This window comes from Pseudoalteromonas sp. SANK 73390 (assembly GCF_054966645.1).
Genome location: NZ_ARPN01000183.1, coordinates 1 through 21168, shown reverse-complemented (window position 1 = coordinate 21168; position 21168 = coordinate 1). Strand labels below are relative to the sequence as shown.

Annotated in this window: 16 protein-coding genes; 4 read left to right on the top strand and 12 right to left on the bottom strand. The window is 40.1% G+C overall.

Annotation, left to right across the window (positions count from 1 at the left end; all coding sequences use genetic code 11):
- Positions 1 to 47: 47 nt before the first annotated feature.
- Positions 48 to 494 carry a terminus macrodomain insulation protein YfbV gene (yfbV, locus tag SANK73390_RS20090; RefSeq protein ID WP_462768119.1) on the top strand — a complete coding sequence of 149 codons (447 nt, stop codon included), beginning with the start codon at positions 48 to 50 and terminating at the stop codon, positions 492 to 494.
- A 23-nt stretch (positions 495 to 517) separates the two neighbouring features.
- On the opposite strand, the gene rlmA is transcribed toward yfbV, so the two are convergent.
- From rlmA to SANK73390_RS20065, 5 genes are all read right to left on the bottom strand, one after another.
- Positions 518 to 1315: a 23S rRNA (guanine(745)-N(1))-methyltransferase gene (rlmA, locus tag SANK73390_RS20085; protein ID WP_462768118.1), complete on the bottom strand. Its 798-nt coding sequence runs from the start codon at positions 1313 to 1315 to the stop codon at positions 518 to 520.
- Entirely contained in the window at positions 1312 to 1938 is a 627-nt protein-coding gene (locus tag SANK73390_RS20080) for an energy-coupling factor ABC transporter permease (RefSeq protein WP_462768117.1), read from the bottom strand. The genes rlmA and SANK73390_RS20080 overlap by 4 nt, the downstream gene beginning before the upstream one ends.
- Before the next feature lie 3 nt (positions 1939 to 1941).
- A complete protein-coding gene (gene xthA, locus SANK73390_RS20075) occupies positions 1942 to 2751 on the bottom strand; it encodes an exodeoxyribonuclease III (protein ID WP_462768116.1) in 810 nt (269 codons plus the stop codon).
- Between the two features lie 237 nt (positions 2752 to 2988).
- On the bottom strand, positions 2989 to 4125 hold the full coding sequence (locus SANK73390_RS20070) for a porin (protein WP_462768115.1): 1137 nt from the start codon (positions 4123 to 4125) through the stop codon (positions 2989 to 2991).
- A gap of 15 nt (positions 4126 to 4140) precedes the next feature.
- On the bottom strand, positions 4141 to 4581 hold the full coding sequence (locus SANK73390_RS20065; RefSeq protein ID WP_261592898.1) for a substrate-binding domain-containing protein: 441 nt from the start codon (positions 4579 to 4581) through the stop codon (positions 4141 to 4143).
- A 435-nt stretch (positions 4582 to 5016) separates the two neighbouring features.
- Here SANK73390_RS20065 and SANK73390_RS20060 point away from each other — a divergent pair, with 435 nt between their 5' ends.
- Positions 5017 to 5451, top strand: a complete 435-nt coding sequence (locus tag SANK73390_RS20060) for an exonuclease III (RefSeq protein WP_462768114.1) — start codon at positions 5017 to 5019, stop codon at positions 5449 to 5451.
- Between the two features lie 80 nt (positions 5452 to 5531).
- Here the strand turns inward: SANK73390_RS20060 and SANK73390_RS20055 are convergent, their stop codons facing one another.
- Positions 5532 to 6821: an anti-phage deoxyguanosine triphosphatase gene (locus SANK73390_RS20055; protein WP_462768113.1), complete on the bottom strand. Its 1290-nt coding sequence runs from the start codon at positions 6819 to 6821 to the stop codon at positions 5532 to 5534.
- A 213-nt stretch (positions 6822 to 7034) separates the two neighbouring features.
- Here SANK73390_RS20055 and SANK73390_RS20050 point away from each other — a divergent pair, with 213 nt between their 5' ends.
- On the top strand, positions 7035 to 7856 hold the full coding sequence (locus SANK73390_RS20050; protein ID WP_462768112.1) for a glucosaminidase domain-containing protein: 822 nt from the start codon (positions 7035 to 7037) through the stop codon (positions 7854 to 7856).
- On the top strand, positions 7846 to 8508 hold the full coding sequence (locus tag SANK73390_RS20045; protein ID WP_462768111.1) for a DUF2987 domain-containing protein: 663 nt from the start codon (positions 7846 to 7848) through the stop codon (positions 8506 to 8508). The genes SANK73390_RS20050 and SANK73390_RS20045 overlap by 11 nt, the downstream gene beginning before the upstream one ends.
- Before the next feature lie 83 nt (positions 8509 to 8591).
- Here SANK73390_RS20045 and ttcA read toward each other — a convergent pair whose 3' ends face one another.
- From ttcA to SANK73390_RS20015, 6 genes are all read right to left on the bottom strand, one after another.
- On the bottom strand, positions 8592 to 9485 hold the full coding sequence (gene ttcA / locus SANK73390_RS20040) for a tRNA 2-thiocytidine(32) synthetase TtcA (protein WP_462768110.1): 894 nt from the start codon (positions 9483 to 9485) through the stop codon (positions 8592 to 8594).
- A gap of 315 nt (positions 9486 to 9800) precedes the next feature.
- Positions 9801 to 10763, bottom strand: coding sequence for a diguanylate cyclase (locus tag SANK73390_RS20035; RefSeq protein WP_462768109.1), 963 nt, complete (start codon positions 10761 to 10763; stop codon positions 9801 to 9803).
- Positions 10760 to 15547, bottom strand: coding sequence for a CHASE domain-containing protein (locus SANK73390_RS20030; protein ID WP_462768108.1), 4788 nt, complete (start codon positions 15545 to 15547; stop codon positions 10760 to 10762). Before SANK73390_RS20030 ends, SANK73390_RS20035 begins: the two co-directional genes overlap by 4 nt.
- Positions 15544 to 17625 (bottom strand): two-component system response regulator, encoded by a 2082-nt coding sequence (locus SANK73390_RS20025; protein ID WP_462768107.1) that lies wholly within the window; start codon positions 17623 to 17625, stop codon positions 15544 to 15546. Before SANK73390_RS20025 ends, SANK73390_RS20030 begins: the two co-directional genes overlap by 4 nt.
- A gap of 305 nt (positions 17626 to 17930) precedes the next feature.
- Positions 17931 to 19286 carry a DUF1501 domain-containing protein gene (locus SANK73390_RS20020; protein ID WP_462768106.1) on the bottom strand — a complete coding sequence of 452 codons (1356 nt, stop codon included), beginning with the start codon at positions 19284 to 19286 and terminating at the stop codon, positions 17931 to 17933.
- Positions 19287 to 19297: 11 nt separating this feature from the next.
- A partial coding sequence (locus SANK73390_RS20015; RefSeq protein ID WP_462768105.1) for a DUF1800 domain-containing protein occupies positions 19298 to 21168 on the bottom strand: 1871 nt, incomplete at its 5' end.

The following is a 21168-nucleotide window of genomic DNA, read 5'->3' as shown; positions in this document are numbered from 1 at the left end:
CAATTTTACCCGATTTTTTATTTAAAAGTTAGCACCTAGGAGTGATGATGCAAAAAAGTCTTATTTCACAAGTGCAGCTTGGACGCCAATACGCAAAGGAATGGCCAATGCGCAAAGAGCTAGCGCCAGTGTTTGCAGAGTTTAGAGTTATTAAGGCAACGGAAATATCGTTGTCAGTTATGCCTATGCTGGCAATTTTTACGGTGTTTTTTCAAACCAGTCAGCTAGGAATGCAATATTTGCCTCAGGCAATTGCAATTGCGTTGTTTTTTTTATCATTACCAGTTCAGGGGTTGTTATGGTTAGGCAAACGTAGTGAAACGCCGCTTAACCCATCACTTTACTCATGGTATAACGAGCTATACCATAAAATGGTTGCAAATGGTTATGATAGCCCTATGGCTTCTAGAAAGCCGCGATACCAAGATTTAGCTAAATTATTATCTGATATGTTCAATAAAATGGACAAGGCGTTTACCAAAGAGCAGTTTTAGATAAACTGCTCTTTGCTTTATTATTACACGACTTTAAATTCGCTAAGATAAAATGACAGCGTTACGGTGTGCGACGCAGATTTATGTAGCATTTCGTAGTGACTGTCTTTGAATTTCCATGCAAATGGTGTCATTTGTATGAGTTTTTCAATCGTATTTGTCTCGATTGTTTGTTGGGTTTCAAGCAATGTATGATTGTGTAAAGCAAATCCTTGTGGCGATTTTGTGGCGTTATGCACTTGCACATCATCATAAATATGTTCTTTTAACTCAAATAAGTGTTTAGGTCCTGGACTGACAATAAGTAAAGTACCATCATTAGCGCATAATCGATGTAATTCATCTGCAAAAGTGGGGGCAAATACGCTCAGTAGTACATCTGCTGATTGTTTCTTTAGCGGCGCTTGTTTAATTGAAGCTACACTAAAATTGACGTTTTTATAGCGTTTGGCAGCAAATTTTATAGCTGATTTAGAGATATCAACCCCGTAAATTTGTGCGTTTACTTTGTTAGCAATAGCGTGAGTATAAAACCCCTCGCCACAGCCTAAATCAAGTACAGTGTTTGGCTTGTATGATGCAATTAATTCAACGATTGCTTGTTGTAAAAACACATAGTGATCTGTTGCAAAAAATGCTCGACGCGCCTGCACCATAGGTAAATTGTCACCAGGTTGTTTTGACTTTTTGTGTTGTACTGGTAGCAGGTTGATGTAACCTTCCTTTGCAAAATCAAATTGATGATGATTTTCACAACATAGGCTTTGATTATGTTGCACGAGTGCCTGAGCGCACAAAGGGCACTGATACAGTAAAGTCATTTATTTAGATATTCCTGATCGTAAAATGTTTTAACCCAATGTGGGCGATAGGTGATAAGTAATGTGATTAACATACCGTTTAACATCGCTTCTGGAAACCACATAATAACGGCATAAAATACATAATTCTCTTGTAATGTGATCGGATCATACAGGCCAAGAAGATAAAAGTAACCACCACTGATAATTATTTTTGCTGCACCAACAGCCCCTGCACACAAAAATGCGCAGACAAAAATATAAACAAAAAAATGCATAGGTAAAAACCGGTAACACAATAGGTACAAACTGTAGCTTAAAAAAATAGGAATAAATGCTGTAAAGATTAAAAGCTCTGGCAGTTGCGTGGCGGTTAGGGCTGTAAAACCGACAAGTAGCAAGCCGGCTAATAGCGCACTTAAACAAGCAAGTCGCCAGCCCATGATTAGTGTGGCAGCAGTAACACCTAATATATGGATGTTTAGGTGTTCTAATATACCGGCTTTTATTTGCCATAGCAGCGCTAAGCAAAGTGCACAAGCAAATACACCGGTTTGTCGTGCAGGGCGACTGAGCAAAGCATAATAGGTTTGCTTGTTCAGTGTAGCGGCAAATAATACCGCTGCGATGAGAGTAAGCCACATAATCTAAATGTTGAAAGTTGCCCAAATAGGCGCATGATCTGAAGGTTTTTCAATACTTCTCAACTCATAATCAATGTCGCTTTCAACGCAATCTTGCATTAGGCTTTCGGTTGCTAAAATTACATCTATCCGCAGTCCTCTATTATCATCAAAACCACGTGAACGGTAATCAAACCATGAATATTGCTGGGTATCTTCAGGCTTTAGCACTCTAAATGTATCTTTTAGGCCCCAAGATAAGAGTGTATCTAACCATTGACGTTCTTCTGGCTGGAAAGAACACTTACCCGTTTTTAACCAACGTTTACGGTTGGCTTCTCCGATACCTATATCTAAATCAGTAGGAGAAATATTGATGTCTCCCATTACTACAAGCGCTTGCTGGTTGTCACAATATGTATTTAAGTGAGTCATCAGATCAGTATAGAATTGGCGCTTATAAGGAAATTTTGTCTCATGGCTGATATTGTCGCCTTGCGGAAAATATCCGTTCATGACTGTCACTTCTTTCCCTAAAGGACTGTCAAAAGTCCCCATAATCATCCTTTTTTGTGACTCGTCAGTGTCGCTCAAAAACCCTTTTTGAATATGTTTTGCTGGCACTTTAGATAATAATGCAACGCCGTAATGTGCTTTTTGACCGTGAAAATAAACGTGATAACCCATCGCTTTCACATCTTCCAAGGGAAATGCTTCATCATGTACTTTTATTTCTTGAAGGCCAATTACATCGGGTTGATGCTTGTCGATGATTGCCTTTAGCTGGTGTAATCTGGCACGAAGTCCATTGATATTAAAAGAGATAACTTTCATTTATTATAACTACCTTATGATCATGATGATGTCGTTGTCATTGGCACTATTAAGGAGCAAAGCACGAGTTTTAGTGCATGCTTATGACAATAAAAACTAAGCAGTTTAATAATATCACTCATTTAATGTCAGCTAAATATTAGATATCGCGAATTGAAGTTGTATATAGCTTACAGTCTTGGTTAAAATTAAAAACGCCACATACGATGTGTGGCGTTTTAGGGTATTCATATAGCATTAAAATACAAAGTCTACACCCATGGTGATGGTGCGAGAATCTCCATGATACGCCCAGCCCCCAGCTTTGTCTCCTTGGTCTACAAATTTATCATATTGTATTTTAAAGGCGGCGGTTGGTAAAAAATTATACCTTAAGCCGATACCAAGCATATAGTGCTCCTCAAGATCTTCAGTGGGCACTTTAGTTCTTTCATGATCTGCTTTAGAGTAAGAAATATAGGGTTGGTAATCTTCCCAGTTATATACAAGTGATAGCAAGTATGTCGGAAACTCGGTGCCTACATCGTCGTCGTAATCAACAAAGTTCCAGTCAAATAACAAGGTGAACCTATCCAAAGAGATATTACCACCCAATCCAATAAAGGTTTGTGAAAAGGGGGTGTAAGGGTCAATGCTGCCATCTTGTTGAATTGTTTCTCGGTCGCGATCATTTTGGAAATAAACAAACCGTAGGTCGAAATTATCACCTGAAATATTCCAATTCATCCCAGCTATATCTGTCCAAAACTCATTGACCGTTCTTGCAGAACCACCGTACAATTTGTTGTAGTAGAGCATTTCTACATTGTCGTCTGAATATTCGTTACCATAAAATACAGTGATGGTATTGGAGTAATCACCTAGCTCAAAGTCATACATTGCATGCACGCCATTGAATTGCGTAACCTGCCACCAATAAAGGTTGGCCGGTGGACGCATCCAAGGGTAGGCATAACCAACTTCTGAAAACTCAGAAAAGTAATACATAGGTATGTTACGTCGACCAGCCATGAGAGTTAGGTTGTCCGTGGGCTTATAGGTTACATAATACCAATCAAACTCGGGTTCAAAGTCATCGACACCTTTGGCAACTAACTGAGCTGTAGCGCTAAAATTCTCAGCTAGGTCCATTGTCGCTTGAACAGCAAAAATAGATTCGGCTTTAAACGTAATGTCATTTTTATACTGGCCTACATCATAAAAGTCAGCAGTGAGAATTTCATCTCTAGTTTGTCCAGGGTTTAATGGATCATCAACTGTACCGAGTGTTTTTCCCGCTATAATAGAGCCGTATCCACCGATCCGCATATCGGCAAATACACAAGTAGAAACTAACATCGCGATGCTTGAAGAGACGGTTATTAATTTTTTCATATTTATACATCCTACTTAAAATGTTGCCACAACTTTGACTGCGTCTGAGGCCGCACTTGCATCAACATATGCAATTGCATCTGGATTTGAGGATACGGTGGCAATAACTTCGCTGGCTGAGTCCATCTCTTGTGGAGGAGTGCCTTTTCCTGTAAATAAAATTTTGGACCAATAAGCTTTAACTTGACTACTCGATTTACCGATGACTTTAGTATTAAATTCATCGGTTACTGGGTCTTTAGCACTCGTGCTGATTAAAATTGCAGAGCGACCATTGGAAAAAGACTTTGCCTTACCTAAAAAAATTTTTTTAATAGTTGATTGGTCGAAAGAAGATGTATTGCTTGGATGGACAACAATTGCCACCTCGGCATAGGCATTTGAAATATTAAGTAAACCGATAGTGGATACTGCCAGAATAACTTTCCACGTTACTTTTTTTACAGGCCATAACATAGCGAGTTCCTTATGTGGTTAGAGAGTCATAAATTATGTTGGATAACAAAATTAAAAATAGTCTGTGCGGTGAGTTAAGCAAGTATTTGTAGATAAAAAGTAAATTATGTATTTAGCGTTTAAATGGATTGAACTGTAAAGGTATTTTTAACAACAGCGGTTCAGATAAGTGAAAGTTCCTTTTTAAGGTAGTTACAGTGATTGTCAGTATTATTTTTAGGATTTATGGACAGTTTTTAGCTTTTTGGCAGATAGCAAAGTAGGTTAATTATAAAGCAGATATTGTAAAACTATGGATAGTTGTTAGCGTGGCACGATGAATATTTTACATAGATGTAAATAGTCTATTAAATGAGCTTTTAAGGGGGTTTTAATCATTTACAATAAAAAAACTGGTTATATAATGCGCGCAAATTCGTTCAAATTGGGTATATTATGTTTAAGTTATTATCACTAGTTGTTGCACTCTCTACTGTTACTTCTGTTTCTGCGCAGGTTGAATATATGCCTAGTAATGCATCAGCAGAATCTAAGATATGTGTTACTGCAGCCCAACACGGACTCAGCGCTGCGCGTACACAAGCGAAAAAACACGGCATTTTTATCTCACGTTTTTCACAATCATTAACTTGTAATGGTCAAGATATTCGTGAAATGGCGCAACAAGCTAACAACGTGGCTGTAGAGTCTGTTGAAAAGAAAATAGCGTTGGTTGCAAAAACGTCGTCTGCAGAGACTGAGCTTTGTATTAAAGCGGCTAAAAATGGCTTAGCAAGTATTGCGTTGCATGGTCATAAAGCACGTAGCCTACGTTGTAATAACATACCCGTTACTGAGTTTGTTAAGCAGTATGGTAAGACTGCGATATAATTTTATGCACACAGTGCGAAATTGTTAGCTCATCAACTGTATTATAAAACGCCAAGTTATATTACTTGGCGTTTTTCTTTTTATTCACTTGCAAACAATCGTTTGTGGGTTCTGCGTGCATGCTCATCTGTCATTGCGCTTAAATAATCTGCCAGTATGCGCATCTGCATGTTTTCAGTCTGAGCAAGTTGATATTGTTCTTGTGCTGTATAAGGCAGTAGCCTTATTGGATCGCTGGCCAATGCTCGAAATAAGTCAATGAGAAGATTTTGCCCACTAAACTCAATTTGCTGCATTTTTGGTTCTCTTATCAGACGCTCAAACACAAACACTTTTAAAATGCTCAGTATTTGGGCGAACTCAGTCTCTAATGTAACACTGTATCTTAGTAATGGAGATTCAAAGTCAGGGCTTTGAGTTGTTAAGGCACTGTGGACGATAAATAAGTTCACTAATTCACCAATGGCATCTTTACGTAATGCTTCATCTCTTGAAAAAAGTCGTTGGGTGAGCTGGGATAGGTTTTGCTTGAGCCAAGGAGAGCAAAGCGCTGCTAGTTTAGGTTCAGCATACTGTGTCCAATCAGCATGGGTTAGAGTATCTGTCGCTATGGCATCTTCCAAGTCATGCACAGCATAGGCAATATCATCTGCCAACTCCATAATTGCGCAATCCAAAGATTTAAACTGTGTTTTGCAACGATACTTGTCAATAGCTTGGTGCTGTTGTAATAAAGATTGGTCAGTTTTAGAAAAGGGCGAAATAATCCAATTAAATACGTCTTGATCGCACCGATAAATACCTTTTACTGGCAGCCAATCGTTTGCTTTAATAAAGCGTTGATTTTTGTCGTGTATGGGCTTGTTAAACCACATTGTGTCGATAATGGCTGGGTACTTAACAAACCCTAATAATGTACGACGGGTTAAATTCATGCCAAACCCTTTGCTGTAAGGTTCGAGTTTTGAGACGATCCTTAACGTTTGTGCGTTGCCCTCAAAGCCCCCGTTATCTTTCATTAGATAATTGAGAGCTGTCTCTCCGCCGTGGCCGAATGGTGGATGACCAATATCATGTGCCAAGCATAACGTTTCTATCAAACTGGTTGATGGGAAGTGCAAAAACTCTGGGTTTTGGATTTTTAAATGCCTTAGCAAGCCACTACCTATTTGCGAAACTTCCAGTGAGTGTGTTAAACGGGTTCGATAAAAGTCGTTAACACCGATACTCATAATCTGTGTTTTAGCTTGTAAGCGACGAAACGCGGCAGCATGAATAATTCTTGAACGGTCAACTTGCCATGGCGACCGATTGTCATTTGGACGGTGTTTATGTTGCTGAGATAAGCGTTGTTGCCAAACTGTTTGCATTGTTGCTCCGTATTGAACTGGGCCATGGGCTATACTTTAACTTGTGAAATAAACAGAAATTCGCGTTTAATTATCAGTTTAAGTATAATCTATCGTTGATTTATACGTAAAAATATAACGTTGTGTGCTTGTATACCGATACTAGCAAGCTGGCTCGGTAACTTACAGTCCAAATAAATGGAGTTGGCTGGCACACAACCCAAGAGGAAATGCATGCAAAGCAGAATTATAAAATTAGTTATATTCTTAGTCTCTATATGGGCATTAAGTTATCCCTTTTTATATCAAACGACATCACCGCTAACCTCACAAGGCGATGTGCAGCACAAGCAACCAACCAAGTTAAAAGTGGTTGAAAAGCCACTTCATAATGTAAAGCTACCAGCGTTTGCCAGTATTAATGATGTTAAAGAAAAGAAAAAGCGTTTTTTTGATTTTATAAAGCCCCATGTTGTGGCAGAAAATAAGTCTATAAAACAGCATCGTGCAACTTTGGAAATTGCGTTGATGATGTTACAGGTTGATGAGAATTTAACGAAAGCTCAGCTTAGGAAAATAAATACAATTTTTAACTATTATCGCTTAGACAGCAGCACATTATCTGTTGCCTCTTTGCAAGAAGCGTTAATGCATGTTGATATTATTCCTAAAGAGCTGGCGCTGATGCAAGCTGCCAATGAGTCAGCTTGGGGCACATCTCGTTTTGCACGTATTGGTCTGAATTTTTTTGGTCAATGGTGCTATAAAAAAGGGTGCGGTATGGTGCCAAAACACAGAGACTCTGATGCCGCCCACGAAGTTGCTGCATTTAAATCTGTACGTGCGGCAGTTAAGTCTTATTTTCGAAATATTAATACGCATGATGCTTATAGCCAATTACGTGAAAAACGAGCGCAGTTAAGAGCGCAAAAACTGCCGATTGAAGCAACAGTTCTAACACAGGGGCTTATTGCATATTCCGAACGCGGAGATGCCTATGTGGAAGAACTCAACGATATGATCCGTCACAATAAGGACTACTTTGATGCCAAATAAGAGGATTGCTTTTGCACTGGTATTGCTGAGTCTTTGTGGCACTCTAAGCGCTAAAGAGTTTGTAGTATCTTACGATGGTTTTTTTGATCGCTTAAAAGTACTCGAAAAAGGCAATTTTGAGTTCGCTCGTGTTAATTTTTATGTGGTTGATATTGCAACCCTAGCACCTTGCCAAATTGCTAAGGGTGAGATTATTACTGAAAACTCCAGCGCTCCATTAACTTTCACACCTGACGCGCAACTGTTACTGCCTTATGATAAGCAATTAGATAAAGACAAGGCAATTGTCGTAATTGAGCCGAAAAACCCTAAACATGACTGCCAACTTAAGTTTCAGATTGAGGCCGAGCACTTTAGTATTGAAAACCTGAACACCGCTGATTTATATCAGCTTCACATCGAGTTTGACGAGTTGCTATCTGATTTGTCTGGCTTTTTTATTAGCAAATTAATGAGCTTTTTATTACCAGAGCAAAAAGGGGTGAAGGTTGTGTTTAATGGCCCAATTAATTTCGTTAATGAACAAGTTCAGTGTAGTGAAAATATATGTACGTTTGAGGTCAGCGAGTCTTGGCAAACTCAGAATGAGACATTGTTAAGTCATCATACCAACATGCAAATTGAGCAGGTGACCCCTTGGATTGAAAAGTAAATGGCCCCCAAGCTTAGTTATCACATTAAGCTTGGGAATATTGAGGCTCTTAACTGTATAGCAAGTGCTACAAACACTGGCGTTTAGACGTTGGTAACATCAATAAATAATGATTCGTCGATATTGGTAGATGATATCACTGCTTCACTAAATTCATACTCTGCACGTTCACCTTCTCTGTCCAAAGGTAAGCTATTGAAATCAAATAGTGCTCTATCTGCCAGCTGACTCGGACTTACATTCTGAATTGACTTAAAAACGCTCTCTACACGACCAGGGGTTGTTGTATCCCAATCAGTTAACATGGCTTTGATAGATTGTCGTTGTAGGTTCTCTTGCGAACCACATAAGTTACAAGGAATAATAGGGTAGTTTTGATACTCAGAAAACGTGATGAGATCTTTTTCTCGGCAATAAGCAAGAGGCCTGATGACGATATTTCTTTCATCATCTGAGCGTAACTTTGGCGGCATTGCTTTCATTCTAGAGCCGTGAAACATATTTAAAAACAAAGTTTCTACAATATCGTCTAAGTGGTGGCCTAGTGCTATTTTAGTTGCACCAATTTTCTCTGCAAATGAATACAACGTGCCGCGTCTTAACCTAGAACATAAGCCACAGGTTGTTTTACCTTCTGGTACTTTTTCTTTTACCACCGAGTAGGTATCTTTATCTACGATATAGTAAGGAATATCAAGAGTTTCAAAATAATCTGGTAAAATATGCTCTGGGAAACCAGGTTGTTTTTGATCTAAGTTTACAGCAATAACGTCAAACTTTACGGGGGCGGACTTTTGCAGGCTCAGTAAAATATCTAACATCGCAAATGAATCTTTACCACCGCTAATACATGCCATAACAACATCATTATTTTCAATCATATTGTAATCAACAATGGCATTTCCAACGTTTTTTCTTAAACGTTTCTGCAGTTTATTAAATTCAAGACTTTTTTGTTTCGCGTCTATTTGACTCATTATTGGCACCCGCACTTCGTCAATGTCACTGACTGATTTATTCAATAAAATAGAGGGCCGTGATTATACGTACTTTTCCTTGTGTAAACTAGGGTGTGTTGATCTTTGCTGTGTGTTCTTAGATCAGTCATTCGAGTGTTTTCCCAAGCCAGAACCTGCGTTGTACATAGTTATTCTATATAAGTCAGGTTAAAACGTAGCAAAAGCGCCCAAAGGGTTGAATAAAGTTCATACCTAAAAGATCAACACGCCCTAGCCTTGTTGTGCGTTAAAGCATTGTTGGCATCAAGGTTAAAAAACCAAGTGTAATTCATTTTAATGGGGCGAATGTACAGGTTGTAAGCACAGGCTTTTACACGTCACGGTGTTTCTGCCTGCTTGTTTAGATTCATATAAGGCGGAATCTGCAGCTTCAACCAGCAGCCATTCATTCAACTTAAGAATATTGGCATTGTGAGAAGCCAGCGTGCAATAGCCAACAGAAATAGTAACATATTGATGTGTGGAGTCATCAGCATGTGCAAGTTGCAATCCTCTTACTTTTTCCATAAGCCTTGCTATAAAGTCACTGGCAGCGCTTGTATCCGTGCAGGGTAAAATTAGGGCGAATTCTTCTCCGCCATATCGAGCTGCTAAGTCGCCAGGGCGGTGTGCACTTTTTTGTATTAAAAGTGCAATACTTTTTAGGCAATCATCACCTGCAATGTGGCCAAATTGGTCGTTATATTTTTTAAATTCATCGATGTCTATCATGGCAATAGTAATCGATTCGTTTTGTCGACGAGCGCGGCGAAATTCAACACTTAACTGCTCGTCAAAAATGCGCCTATTCGCTAAATTAGTGAGGCTATCAGTATTAGCCTGACTTTTAAGTAATCTAATTGCATTATGATAATTTAAGTGTGTTAGCACGCGTGAAGCGACGACTCTAGGATTAAGTGGCTTAACGATGAAGTCAGCCCCGCCAGCATCAAATACTTTTTCTTCAAAATTGTGGCCTGTTTGACTGGTAATAAACAGCACGGGGATATCCGATGTATTAGCGTCATTTTTTATTTTGGCGCATATTTGTAACCCATCAAGGTCGGGTAGGTTCATATCTAACAAAATGAGGTCGGGTCGATATTTGCTCATTGATATAAAAGCATGGGCGGCGTCTGGTGCAAAGCGGATACGACCGACCTTACGTAACACCTTATTGAGCGTGATAACAACCGAGCTGTCATCATCTATAATGAGTATCTCAGGCGGTTTTCCCTGCCAGTTTAAATCGCTCATGTGGGTTCCTCTATTTCACCAGCTAAAGTACTTATAATGGTGATTAATTCTTGGTAGTTTAATTCTTCTAGGTATTTTTGTAACAGTGCGAACTGTGCTTTGCCTAATGCATCGTACAGCAACGCACTGTGTTGCTCTATTTCATCCAGTGCAGCTAAGTCTTGTTCTTGCAGCAATAGCAATATTTGTTGTGTAGTTTCGTGAGTTAATGAGGCTGAACTGTTTGCACTGGCATTGACGATATTATCTAGCTGTGACGCACGCCATTTAGATAGTGTCTCATTACTGGCCTGTTCTAATTGTTTGAGGCTTGCAATTAATTGTATAAGCGTTGCTTTGGCACTTGTTAAGTCTTTTTGTAGTGAATTTTCTGCTTCTGAAGCAAGAGTATGCAGTTGTTGTGCACCTACCGTACCTGCGGCGCTTCTGAGCTTGTGTACTTGGGCTGCTATCTCAAGTCGATATTGCTGTTGATCATCCTCCATAATATTTTCAATGGGAAGCGTTATAAGGTTGGTATGCTCGGTTAATAATCGGTCCAATGTTTTCAGAAAAAGTTGCTCATCGCCAAGTAATAATTGCTTAGCTTGACTTTGATTTAGCCCTTCGATTTTTGGCCAATTATCAATATCGGCATCTGGTTTTGAGTCCAAAGGCTGAATTTGGGGTAATTGACTGCGGTATTCTCCGACACAGCTTCTAAGTGTTTTTATCAACGATGAAGGTTCAAAGGGTTTACTAAGAAAGTCATTCATTCCCGATGCCAAAGCACGTTCTTTTTCTTCGACTAAAGCGCCTGCAGTAAGTGCAATGATAGGCAGTGCTGTTAAGCCCAATGATTGACGTATTAGTTTGGTGGTCTCTAGTCCGTCAATACCGGGCATTTGCACATCCATTAATACCGTGTCGTATAACTCGGGCGTACTTTTAAGCAGTGAAAGTGCATTCTCACCACTGTTGGCTGTATACACATGAGCACCATTTTTAATTAATATACTAGAGGCCACTTCAAGGTTTACCTGGCTATCATCAACAACTAAAATATGCATTCCAGATAGCCATTTGGCTTTGATTGCATCTGTGCGAGTCGATTGAAGAACCTGATGTGCGTTACCCGTACTTTGAGTGACGGCATCATTTACAGCGTTAAACAACCCTGATGCATTGATTGGTTTTTGCAACACATTATAAATGAGGTCAAAGTCGTCAAGAGGTCGAATATCTTGTGGCGATGTTGCAGAAATCATTAACACAGTAGGTAATTGTTCGCGCCCAACTATTGCAGCGAGTTGCTTTAAAGCACTTATCCCGTCTAGCTTGGGCATTTTCCAGTCAACTAACATGACTTCAGGCAAGCGCAGTTTTTTAGTTTTACGGTAGGTATAGTTCTCAATAAGTGCTTCGCCATCTTTAACTATTTCTGAGCGCCACCCCAGTGCTTTGGTAATGTTTTGTATGCGCTTGGCGTCATCAGGGTTGTCTTCAGCAATGATAATAAACAAGGATTCATTTTGATTTGGTAGGGCGTTTATTTGATGCTCATTGGCGACATGTAAGGGTAGGCAAACCATAAATTGACTGCCTTGCCCTGGTTTGCTGGTTACCGATATTTTACCATCTAAAAGCGACACCAATTTTGAAACAATCGACAGCCCCAATCCTGTGCCACCAAAGCGCCGCGTTGTGCTATCGTCAGCTTGAGTGAACGGCTTGAACAATTTGCTTTGTGCTTGCTCTGAAATGCCAATACCAGTGTCACACACCTTAAACTGCACATCAATGAGCTCACTATTATGTGCACTGCTACTAGATAGCGGCTCAACGGTTAATGATATGTCGCCTAATTCTGTAAATTTAATCGCGTTACCAAGCAAGTTCACTAATATTTGTCGCAACCGTGTACTGTCTGTTACAACCCAGCGTGGTAAATCGGGGTGAATGTTAAGGCTGAAATTTAACCCTTTGGTTTGTGATTGAACCAAGAAAATGCTGCTAATTTCTTCTAGTAGCTCAGTGAGTGCAACTGGGCTACTTTCAATTTTCATCTCATTGGCTTCAATTTTAGATAAGTCTAAAACATCGTTTACAATCCCGAGTAATGACTTGCCTGACATTTGTATTTTTTCCACCAGTTTTAAGTGCTCATCACTTAGCGGCTCTTCGATAAGTAAGTGGGTTAGGCCAATAATTGCGTTGAGTGGCGTGCGAATTTCATGGCTGGTGTTAGCTAAAAATACACTTTTGGCTTCTGTGGCTTTTTCTGCTGTTAATAATGCGTTTCGAAGCTGTTCTTCAATTGCCAGACGCTCGCTAATACTTCTGATTGAGGCGGTGATCAGCAATTGTTCATCAAGCCTAACACCTCCTAAGCTTACCTCTACGGGAAGCTCGTTACCCATTGCGTCAATAGCCCACAACTCTCTATTTTGCGCCATGGTACGTGTTTGTGGCTGTTCACTAAATTGTGCGAGGTGATGGTTATGAGCATCACGGTATTTTTTTGGAATAAGCACGTTAATAGAAGACCCTTCAAGGTCTTCGCGGTGATAACCAAATAGCTTGACTGCTTGAGCGTTGGCCATTTGTATCGTTCCGTTGCTATCAGTGACCAGTGTGGCATCAGGCGCCGAGTCTAATAGAGCTTTAAAGCGCGCCACTTCTTTGCCACGTTGAGATTGTTGTTTGCTCAGCCACTGTTCTCTGTGTTTAGATTGCGCGTTGCGCCAACCCCAAAATTGTATTATCGCACTAATTAATGCAACGCCTGTTAAACCGCTAAGAACTAGCACAAATTGTAACAATAGGTCTTTAATAATAGGAAACTGAGGTACGGTTGAGTGAATATTTAACGCTTGGGGTTCGAGTGACTTGTCATGCAGAAAGTGACTTTTTTTAGCCCATACGTTGCCAAACTGGCCGCTTAAAGTGCGCAGCCCAAGTATATCAGTGGCTGAAGACCAAGCTGTCCTGCTAAATTCATCTTCCCACTTGAATGACTCATTGAGTTCAAATGCAAAAGTTCGGGTTGAGGTTGGATGAGATAAAAATTGGTTATAGGCATTCAAAATATAAGTTTCAATACCGCTAGATGTGTTTTTAGAGGCCATGTTAAGTAAAGGGGCGGCACTGACGTTAATGACTACAATACCCAGTGGGTCACCGTCTTCGTTTTCTATAACCGTCGCAAAACGCCACACAGGTCTGGCGGGGTATTCGATTTGGCCCACTTCTCTATTTAAGTTAATCGCTGAAACATAAACGTTATTAGCACCTAGTTTAACCGACTGGGTAATATAAGGTTCTCCTTTTTTGCTTTGTAATGTAACCCCATCGAATGTTCTTAATGTATCTGTAAATCGCTGAACTTTTACCGATTCACGCCAAATTTCACTGGCCGCAATAAATCGTACTTGATGAACACTCGGTGTTGCTAACATATAGGCTTTGAACACATCGGCTAAACGTGCCCTTGCATTGATACTTAATTGGGCATCCGGCTGCGGTAAATTGAGCATGACAGAAGAGACGGTATTTGCTAAAAATAGCACGCCGCGATGATACTTTTTAGCTTCTTGAGAAAACAAATTGAGTGCTTGTTTATTGACTTGCACTAACTGTTGTTTAACATCACTTAATTGTCGCTCAGTAATAAACCAACAAGACGTCATAAACAATAGGACTATTAGTATTAATGTTGGCGGCCATGTTTTACAAAACACCGCGCTTTTTATGTAGGCAGTAATGCTAGCAAGCCCAGTGAGCCTCTCGGGGCTGTTTTGTTCGGCTATAATTTGCGGATGTACTAAGCTCAAAATTAAGCTAAAGAGCAAAGTGGCGCTTAAACCGATAATAAGTACCTGCTGAATATTCCAATTATCGATTGCTTTGAGTGCTTTTGCGTTTGGCGTTACCGACAAAGCCCAGTGCTGGCCCATAATTGAAATAGTCGATGTTATGGTGTGCTTTGAGTATGGCGTAACGTCTTGGTCATTAGACTCGTAAAAAGCAGTGTTAGAGCGGGTATCTGTTAGGGTAAAGAGGACCTCAGGCACAGTTTGACTAATTGGCGCTAAGACTTGATCGATAACCAAAGGGGAGTATACCCAACCTATCGTAGACGCCTCTTGCGAATTAGGTGTCAACATTGTCTCTAGTTTATTGTAGATAGGCAGCATAATGAGTACGCCCTTTTGAGGCTTATTATTTGCTTGCACCAGAGTAATCGGTAGTGTCAAATGGGGTTGGTTATTTCTAGCGGCCGCTAATGCAGCCTCCCTGCGGTTACGCTCAGAGCCAATATCAAGGCCAACTGCTTGAACGTTATTGTATTCTGGGTAGATATATTTGATGATAAATCTATCAGTGCTATGCGCATTGAGTGTTTTAATTGTAAAATTAGGTGCGCCGTCAGCTCTTGCTTGTATTAAAAATTGGCGCTCTTGCGATTTGGGTACACGCTCAATAAAACCCAAGCCCAATAAGCCAGGAAACTCTAGCTCAATATCTCGGCTATTAATGTAGTTTTCAAACTGTTCTCGAGATAGATTATTTACACCCACGGCAAGTATTGCAGCTCGAGTGCCACTTAATCCATATTCATAGTACCGAAACCGTTTGTTAATATTATCTGTGATCTCGCTTGCTATTATTTGGGAGTAGGCCGTGAGTTCATATTCATTTTGCTTATGTAATAGCCATGCGGCACTTACTGTAATAAAAAAACCGATGGTAAAAGGCAACCACCAAGTTGTTCGACTTAAAAGCATTTGCCACTTTATCGTCATATCAAGTACCTAGTTTGAATTTGATCGGCTGTAACCGGCTTTGAAAAATAGTAGCCTTGTAATAAAGGCACGCCCAATTCTTGAAGGCGTTGAGCTTGAAACTGCGATTCTACGCCCTCAGCAATAGAAGATAGTTTCATACTTTGGGCAAGAGTAGAGATTGTTTTTACAAGTACTTCATCGGGGTTGTCTATGTTTAATTGAGCAACAAATGACTTATCAATTTTAAGTGAGTCGACGGGTAGGTCTCTCAAATAGCTTAAACAGCTATACCCAGTACCAAAATCATCGATTGAAATTGAAGTGCCCAGTTTTCTGAGTCGGTCCATATCGCTCTTTATCTGAGTTAAATTTTCTAGCATTAAACTTTCGGTCAGTTCGAGCTCAACCATATTGGGGTTTATTGCCTTTTGGTCCATTACACTGAGAATAAAAGGTAAAAAACTCGGGTCAAGGAACTGAATCGGCGAAATATTAATACAAACCCGAATATGTAACCCTTGATTTAGCCACTTTATCTGCTGATCAAAGACAAGGTTTATCATAAGTTCACCCAGCGGTATAATAAGCTCGGTTTCTTCAGCTAGCGTAATAAACTCACTTGGTGGGATCATATTGCCATTTTCATCTTTAATTCGCATCAGTGCTTCAACAGCTTGTAAGTGCCCAGTTTTGGCACAAATAATGGGTTGATACAAGGGGACAACTAAGTGTTTGGCAATCGCATTTTTTAACTGAATATATCGTTTGCGTCGTGACGTATAAACAGATTCCATTTCTTGAGAATAAAAGCAGAGCCGACCGTGTGAGGCGTCTTTTTTAGCTCGATGTAATGCCGCGTCAGCGTGCAACATAAGTGACTGCGCATCGCATGCATCCTCGGGAAAAATACTTAAGCCAATACTAATGGAAAAATTATGCACTTCGGGGTGACGCGTCATAAATTTCAATATATGTTCTTGAATTTGTATCGCTAAACTTGCAAGATGACTGGGTGTTTCTAAATTTGGTACTAACACAATAAATTCGTCAGCGGTATGTCTACTGAGTGTTTCATGTTTAGTTAGCTGAGATTTAATTTGTTGAGCTAATTTTTTAAGCAGTATATCGCCAAAATCAAAGCCAAACTCTTCGTTAATTAATTTAAAGCGGTCAATATCAAGCAGCATTAAGCCTAACTTAGAGCCACTGTTTTGTGATTCGGATATTTTATCTTTTAGCTTATCCATCAGTAAGAAACGATTGGGGAGCTTGGTGAGTTGATCGTATTGCAGTGCATGTGACATCTTTAATGCCATTGCTTGCGACTCGTTCACGTCATTAAATACAATGACTGCGCCAATAGTTTTACCCGCTTGTGAAATCAGTGGTGCAGCACTGTCTTCTACGTGAATCCACTGGTTATTTTGAGATTTCATTTGGCAGTTGAGTACCATGCCTACAATGCGGTGCTCAGCAATAGCCACTCGTATTGGGTTGATATGCGCAGGTCCATCATTACCAAGGCGCAGGGGCATCACCTGTTCTATTGGTTTATGTTTAGCCTCATTGAGTGTAATGCCGGTAATTAATTCAGCAGTAGGGTTCATGTATGTGACTTGGCCATCGATATTAGTAGTAATAACGGCATCACCAATCGACTCTAAAGTAACACGCGCATGTTGGCTTACTTCGAGTAGCTTTCTTTCTCTATCTTTTAATTTTAGTTGCGTGCTAACTCTTGCAGCTACTAGCTCTGGCTGCAAAGGTTTTATAATAAAATCAACTGCACCGCTTCTTAAACAGCGAAGTTGATCGTCAACAGAGTTATATGCAGTAATAAAAATAACAGGAATATTGGCAGTTTTGTGATCACATTTGAGTTTTTCGAGTACTTGATAGCCATTAAAACCAGGCATTTCAATATCAAGTAAAATGACATCGGGGATAATTTTTAAAGCTTGCTCACAAGCTTTAACACCGTTTTGCTCAAAGAAAACTTGACCTAATGGCTTAAGTACTTGATGTAGTATGGTAATTTGATTTGCGTCATCATCAACCAGTAAAATTCTGATAGGTGCTTCACTAACTGAAAACATGGTTATTCCTTATAAACATGCAATACGAGGCGGTTATTTTGATTTTTACCTAGCACATTACAAACTACAATTAACCTGAACAGCGAACCATTTTAATTAGACATGCTCAGCTTTATGTAAAGCGTAGACTAATTACACAGATCAGCAATTTACTGCACTTTCTTATTTTGGCTTGTTTGCTTAATTTCTGGTTAAATACGATAGTTTTGTGAACACAGAAGCGTGCATATGATAGCGTTTGTAGATGAACAAAAAACCACCATGATGGTGGTTTGGTTCGCTAACAATTTTGCACTAGGGTGCAGTTACTTGAACAAGTTGGGTAGAGCCCCAAATTTGTTCAAATTGGGAAAAATGTTACTCAGTGTGCTTTGCTCAACACCGAGCCAAGCGCCTAAACTTGCAGCGTACTGATCAACAGATATGGTGGGAATTAAGCGTCCATGGCCTGCATCTAAAGCATGGTTTAATGACGGCTCAGGTACGTCTCCAAAAATTGTACCGCCGTTTACAGCGCCGCCCATGATAAAATGGTGTGCTCCCCAACCATGATCGGTACCATCACCATTAACCGTTAATGTACGGCCAAAATCTGATGCTGTGAACAATGTCACGTTGTCGGATAACCCTAGACTTTGCATTGCACTGTCAAAAGCTGACATAGCGCCATCCATTGCAGATTGTAACTGGGGTAACGTTTTAGCCTGTCCTGAATGCGTGTCAAAACCGCCCATTGCGACGACAAATACTTGCCGTTTTTCACCCAGCTGTTCACGTATGGCAATAGTTTTACTCACCGTTTCTAACTGTTTTGCAATTGCAGTTGCAGGGAAAGGAGGAAGGTTTATTGAGCTACTGGCTAAAGCGTCATTAAATTGTTCATTACTCTCAAACGATTGCTTCATTTTAATGGCAATGTCTTGTTCAAGTAAATTGTCACTTTGATTTGGCATTGCGCTAAAGTGTTGTTTTAACAATGTTGAATTATCAAATTCTTCGTAGATATTGATGTTGGCAGCTTGCCCATTACTCACATGATAAGGCTGCGTTTTATCTCCGGTGATCAGCAGCCCAGAGCCAGTAGTTGTAATCGCCGAGAAAGTAGTAGGTGCTTGTCCAGTTTGATTTATGAGCGCATCGTTAAGTTTACCAGCCCAGCCAAACTGTGCGCCTTCAGTTGAGCCAGACATCCAAGTTGATTGCTGATCGTTATGCGAAAATAATCTCAGAGGTAACTTAGCTAAATCTGACTCAATTGCGTTGGCATTGGTTGGTTCTAGCAGTGGCCCGACATTGCCAATAATTGACAACTTACCCTGTTGATAGAGGCTAGCAACTTGTTTAAACTCTGGGGGCAAAGCAAACTTTCTAGGGGCAAAACGCGCAGGAGTATTCAGTGCAAGTAAGTTTTCTCTGTTTCGCTTTACAGTGTAATGCTGCAATAGTTCGCTTCTAATGCCAGCCCATTTACTGTAGCTAGGTTCATCAAACGGGATCAGTGTGTCGTGATTATCCATTCCACCGTATAAAAAGACACACACAATAGCTTTATAGTCCTCATTATTATTAATTTTTGTATTAGCCAATGCTTGACCCAAACTTAAAAATGAAGTGGCAGCAATAGAAGCGCTGCTTGCCTTTATAAAAGAACGTCTATTCATGGGTTCTACTCCTACTTTTGCACCAGATAATCGGGGCTGGTCATAGTTAACAATATTGCCATTTGTACACGAGGTAAGTAATCGTCTTCTTCGTCAATGGGCACTTCACGCAATATTTTTTTCATTAGCGATTTGCTTGATGCTGACATTTGGTTGGCAGTTAACAAAAAATCAAGGTGTGCTATGAGCTTATCTAGATCATGGGCAATATTTAACTCATCTTGATAAGTGGCTAAAAAGCTATTTATTACATCATCTGGATTTACTTCAATATTGGTTTCTTCAAGCAGTTCAATCATCTCTTCTAAGTCAGGCGCTTGTTGAAAGCCAAAAATATAATGCGTCATAAAATTGGTATAGCCTGCAATGGTACTTGCGTTAGTTATTTCAAGTTCTGGTGCCACAAGATTATTACTTGCCGTGATTGAGCCTGGGGCTTTGTATCCTGGGCGGTAGAAGTTAAATACGCTAGGTGCGCGATAAGGGTGTTGAGCTAAGCGGCTTACATAGCTGGTATCCCATAACTGTGGTTGAAATTGTGGTGTAATGTTTTGTATTTTAAAAGTGCGCGCCCACTGAGTGAAGCGTAAAATAGGTTCTCTGATCTTTGCTCCTTGAGCTGTAGCCACATTACGCGCTTCACTATCAAACAAAATAGCAGCAAGTGTTGCACTTAGAGAGCCTCGTCGGCCATCACCAATGATAGCATCATCTGGTAATTGGAATTTGCCCGTATTAAATGCCGTTGCTGCGCGTGCAATATATTTTGGTGTAGGGTTAGAACTCGTAAAGCGCTGAATGAGCTGTTTTGCAATAAAAGGGCCTAAATTAGGGTGCGCGAATATGTGATCCAGTGCCATATCAATGGAAGTTGTAGCATCCGTATTCGCGGGAATAGTTAAGCCTAAAAAAGGTTTTTCTTTAGTGGAGTGTTGTTCAGGTAAGGTGGTCATGGGTAATGAAAAGACGGCATTGTAAAACATATCGTCCTGTTCAGCGCTGTCTTCATCATAGTTGAGGCCTGTGAATACTCGTGCAAGCCCGGTGATATCTTCGTTGCTATAAAGTTCTTGAGCATGCCCGCTACTATCAAGCACTGGCGAACCATCTTGGTTTAATGCGACTAAACCTAATGTAAACAATTGTAGTAACTCTCGGGCATAGTTTTCATCGGGTACAGTGCCTTTTTCAGCATTACCTTTTTGGTTGCCCAGATAAGTGAGATAATAGCCCATAGCTGGAGAGTAGGTGATATCTTCTAAAAGTGTTCGGTAGTTACCAAATGCATGTCTGATTAATATGTCTTGAAAGCTTGCCACCATTTCAGGGTGCTCGCTCAGTTCATCACCGGCCCCATTTGATACGACCAATATTTGCGACAATGCATATGCCATGCGTTGACGTAGCTGATCTTCACCGAGAATCGCATTTTGCCAAAAAGCGATACTCGTTGATTCTAAATAAAAAGGGCTATAAGCATTGATATCTTCCATACGATAAAGTAACTGATGCTTTTTTACGATTGGCAGCAAAAAGCTTGCTGGTTGTGTTAATTGTGCTTTAAACCAGTCAGCTGCAGGTGTATGTGTGAGTTGTTCTATTTGTGTTAAAGTTGCACCAAATGTGGCTTGGTGCAAAAATCGAGCTGTTTTTTGTGGGCTTGAAAAAGTGCTGTCATTAATTACGATACTGCCATTGCCTACATCATCGGGTAATGGTGTTGCAGTTTGCGGTATTTTTATGGGCTGTTGTTGTTCTGAATTAGCTGAACCGCCACAGCCAATTGCGACGGTGATTAGCGTTGCAATGAGCGTATCGCGAAATGTTATTTTTATAGTCATAGCATCCTCTTGTCTGTTTGAATGTCTAGGGTCTGTTGAAC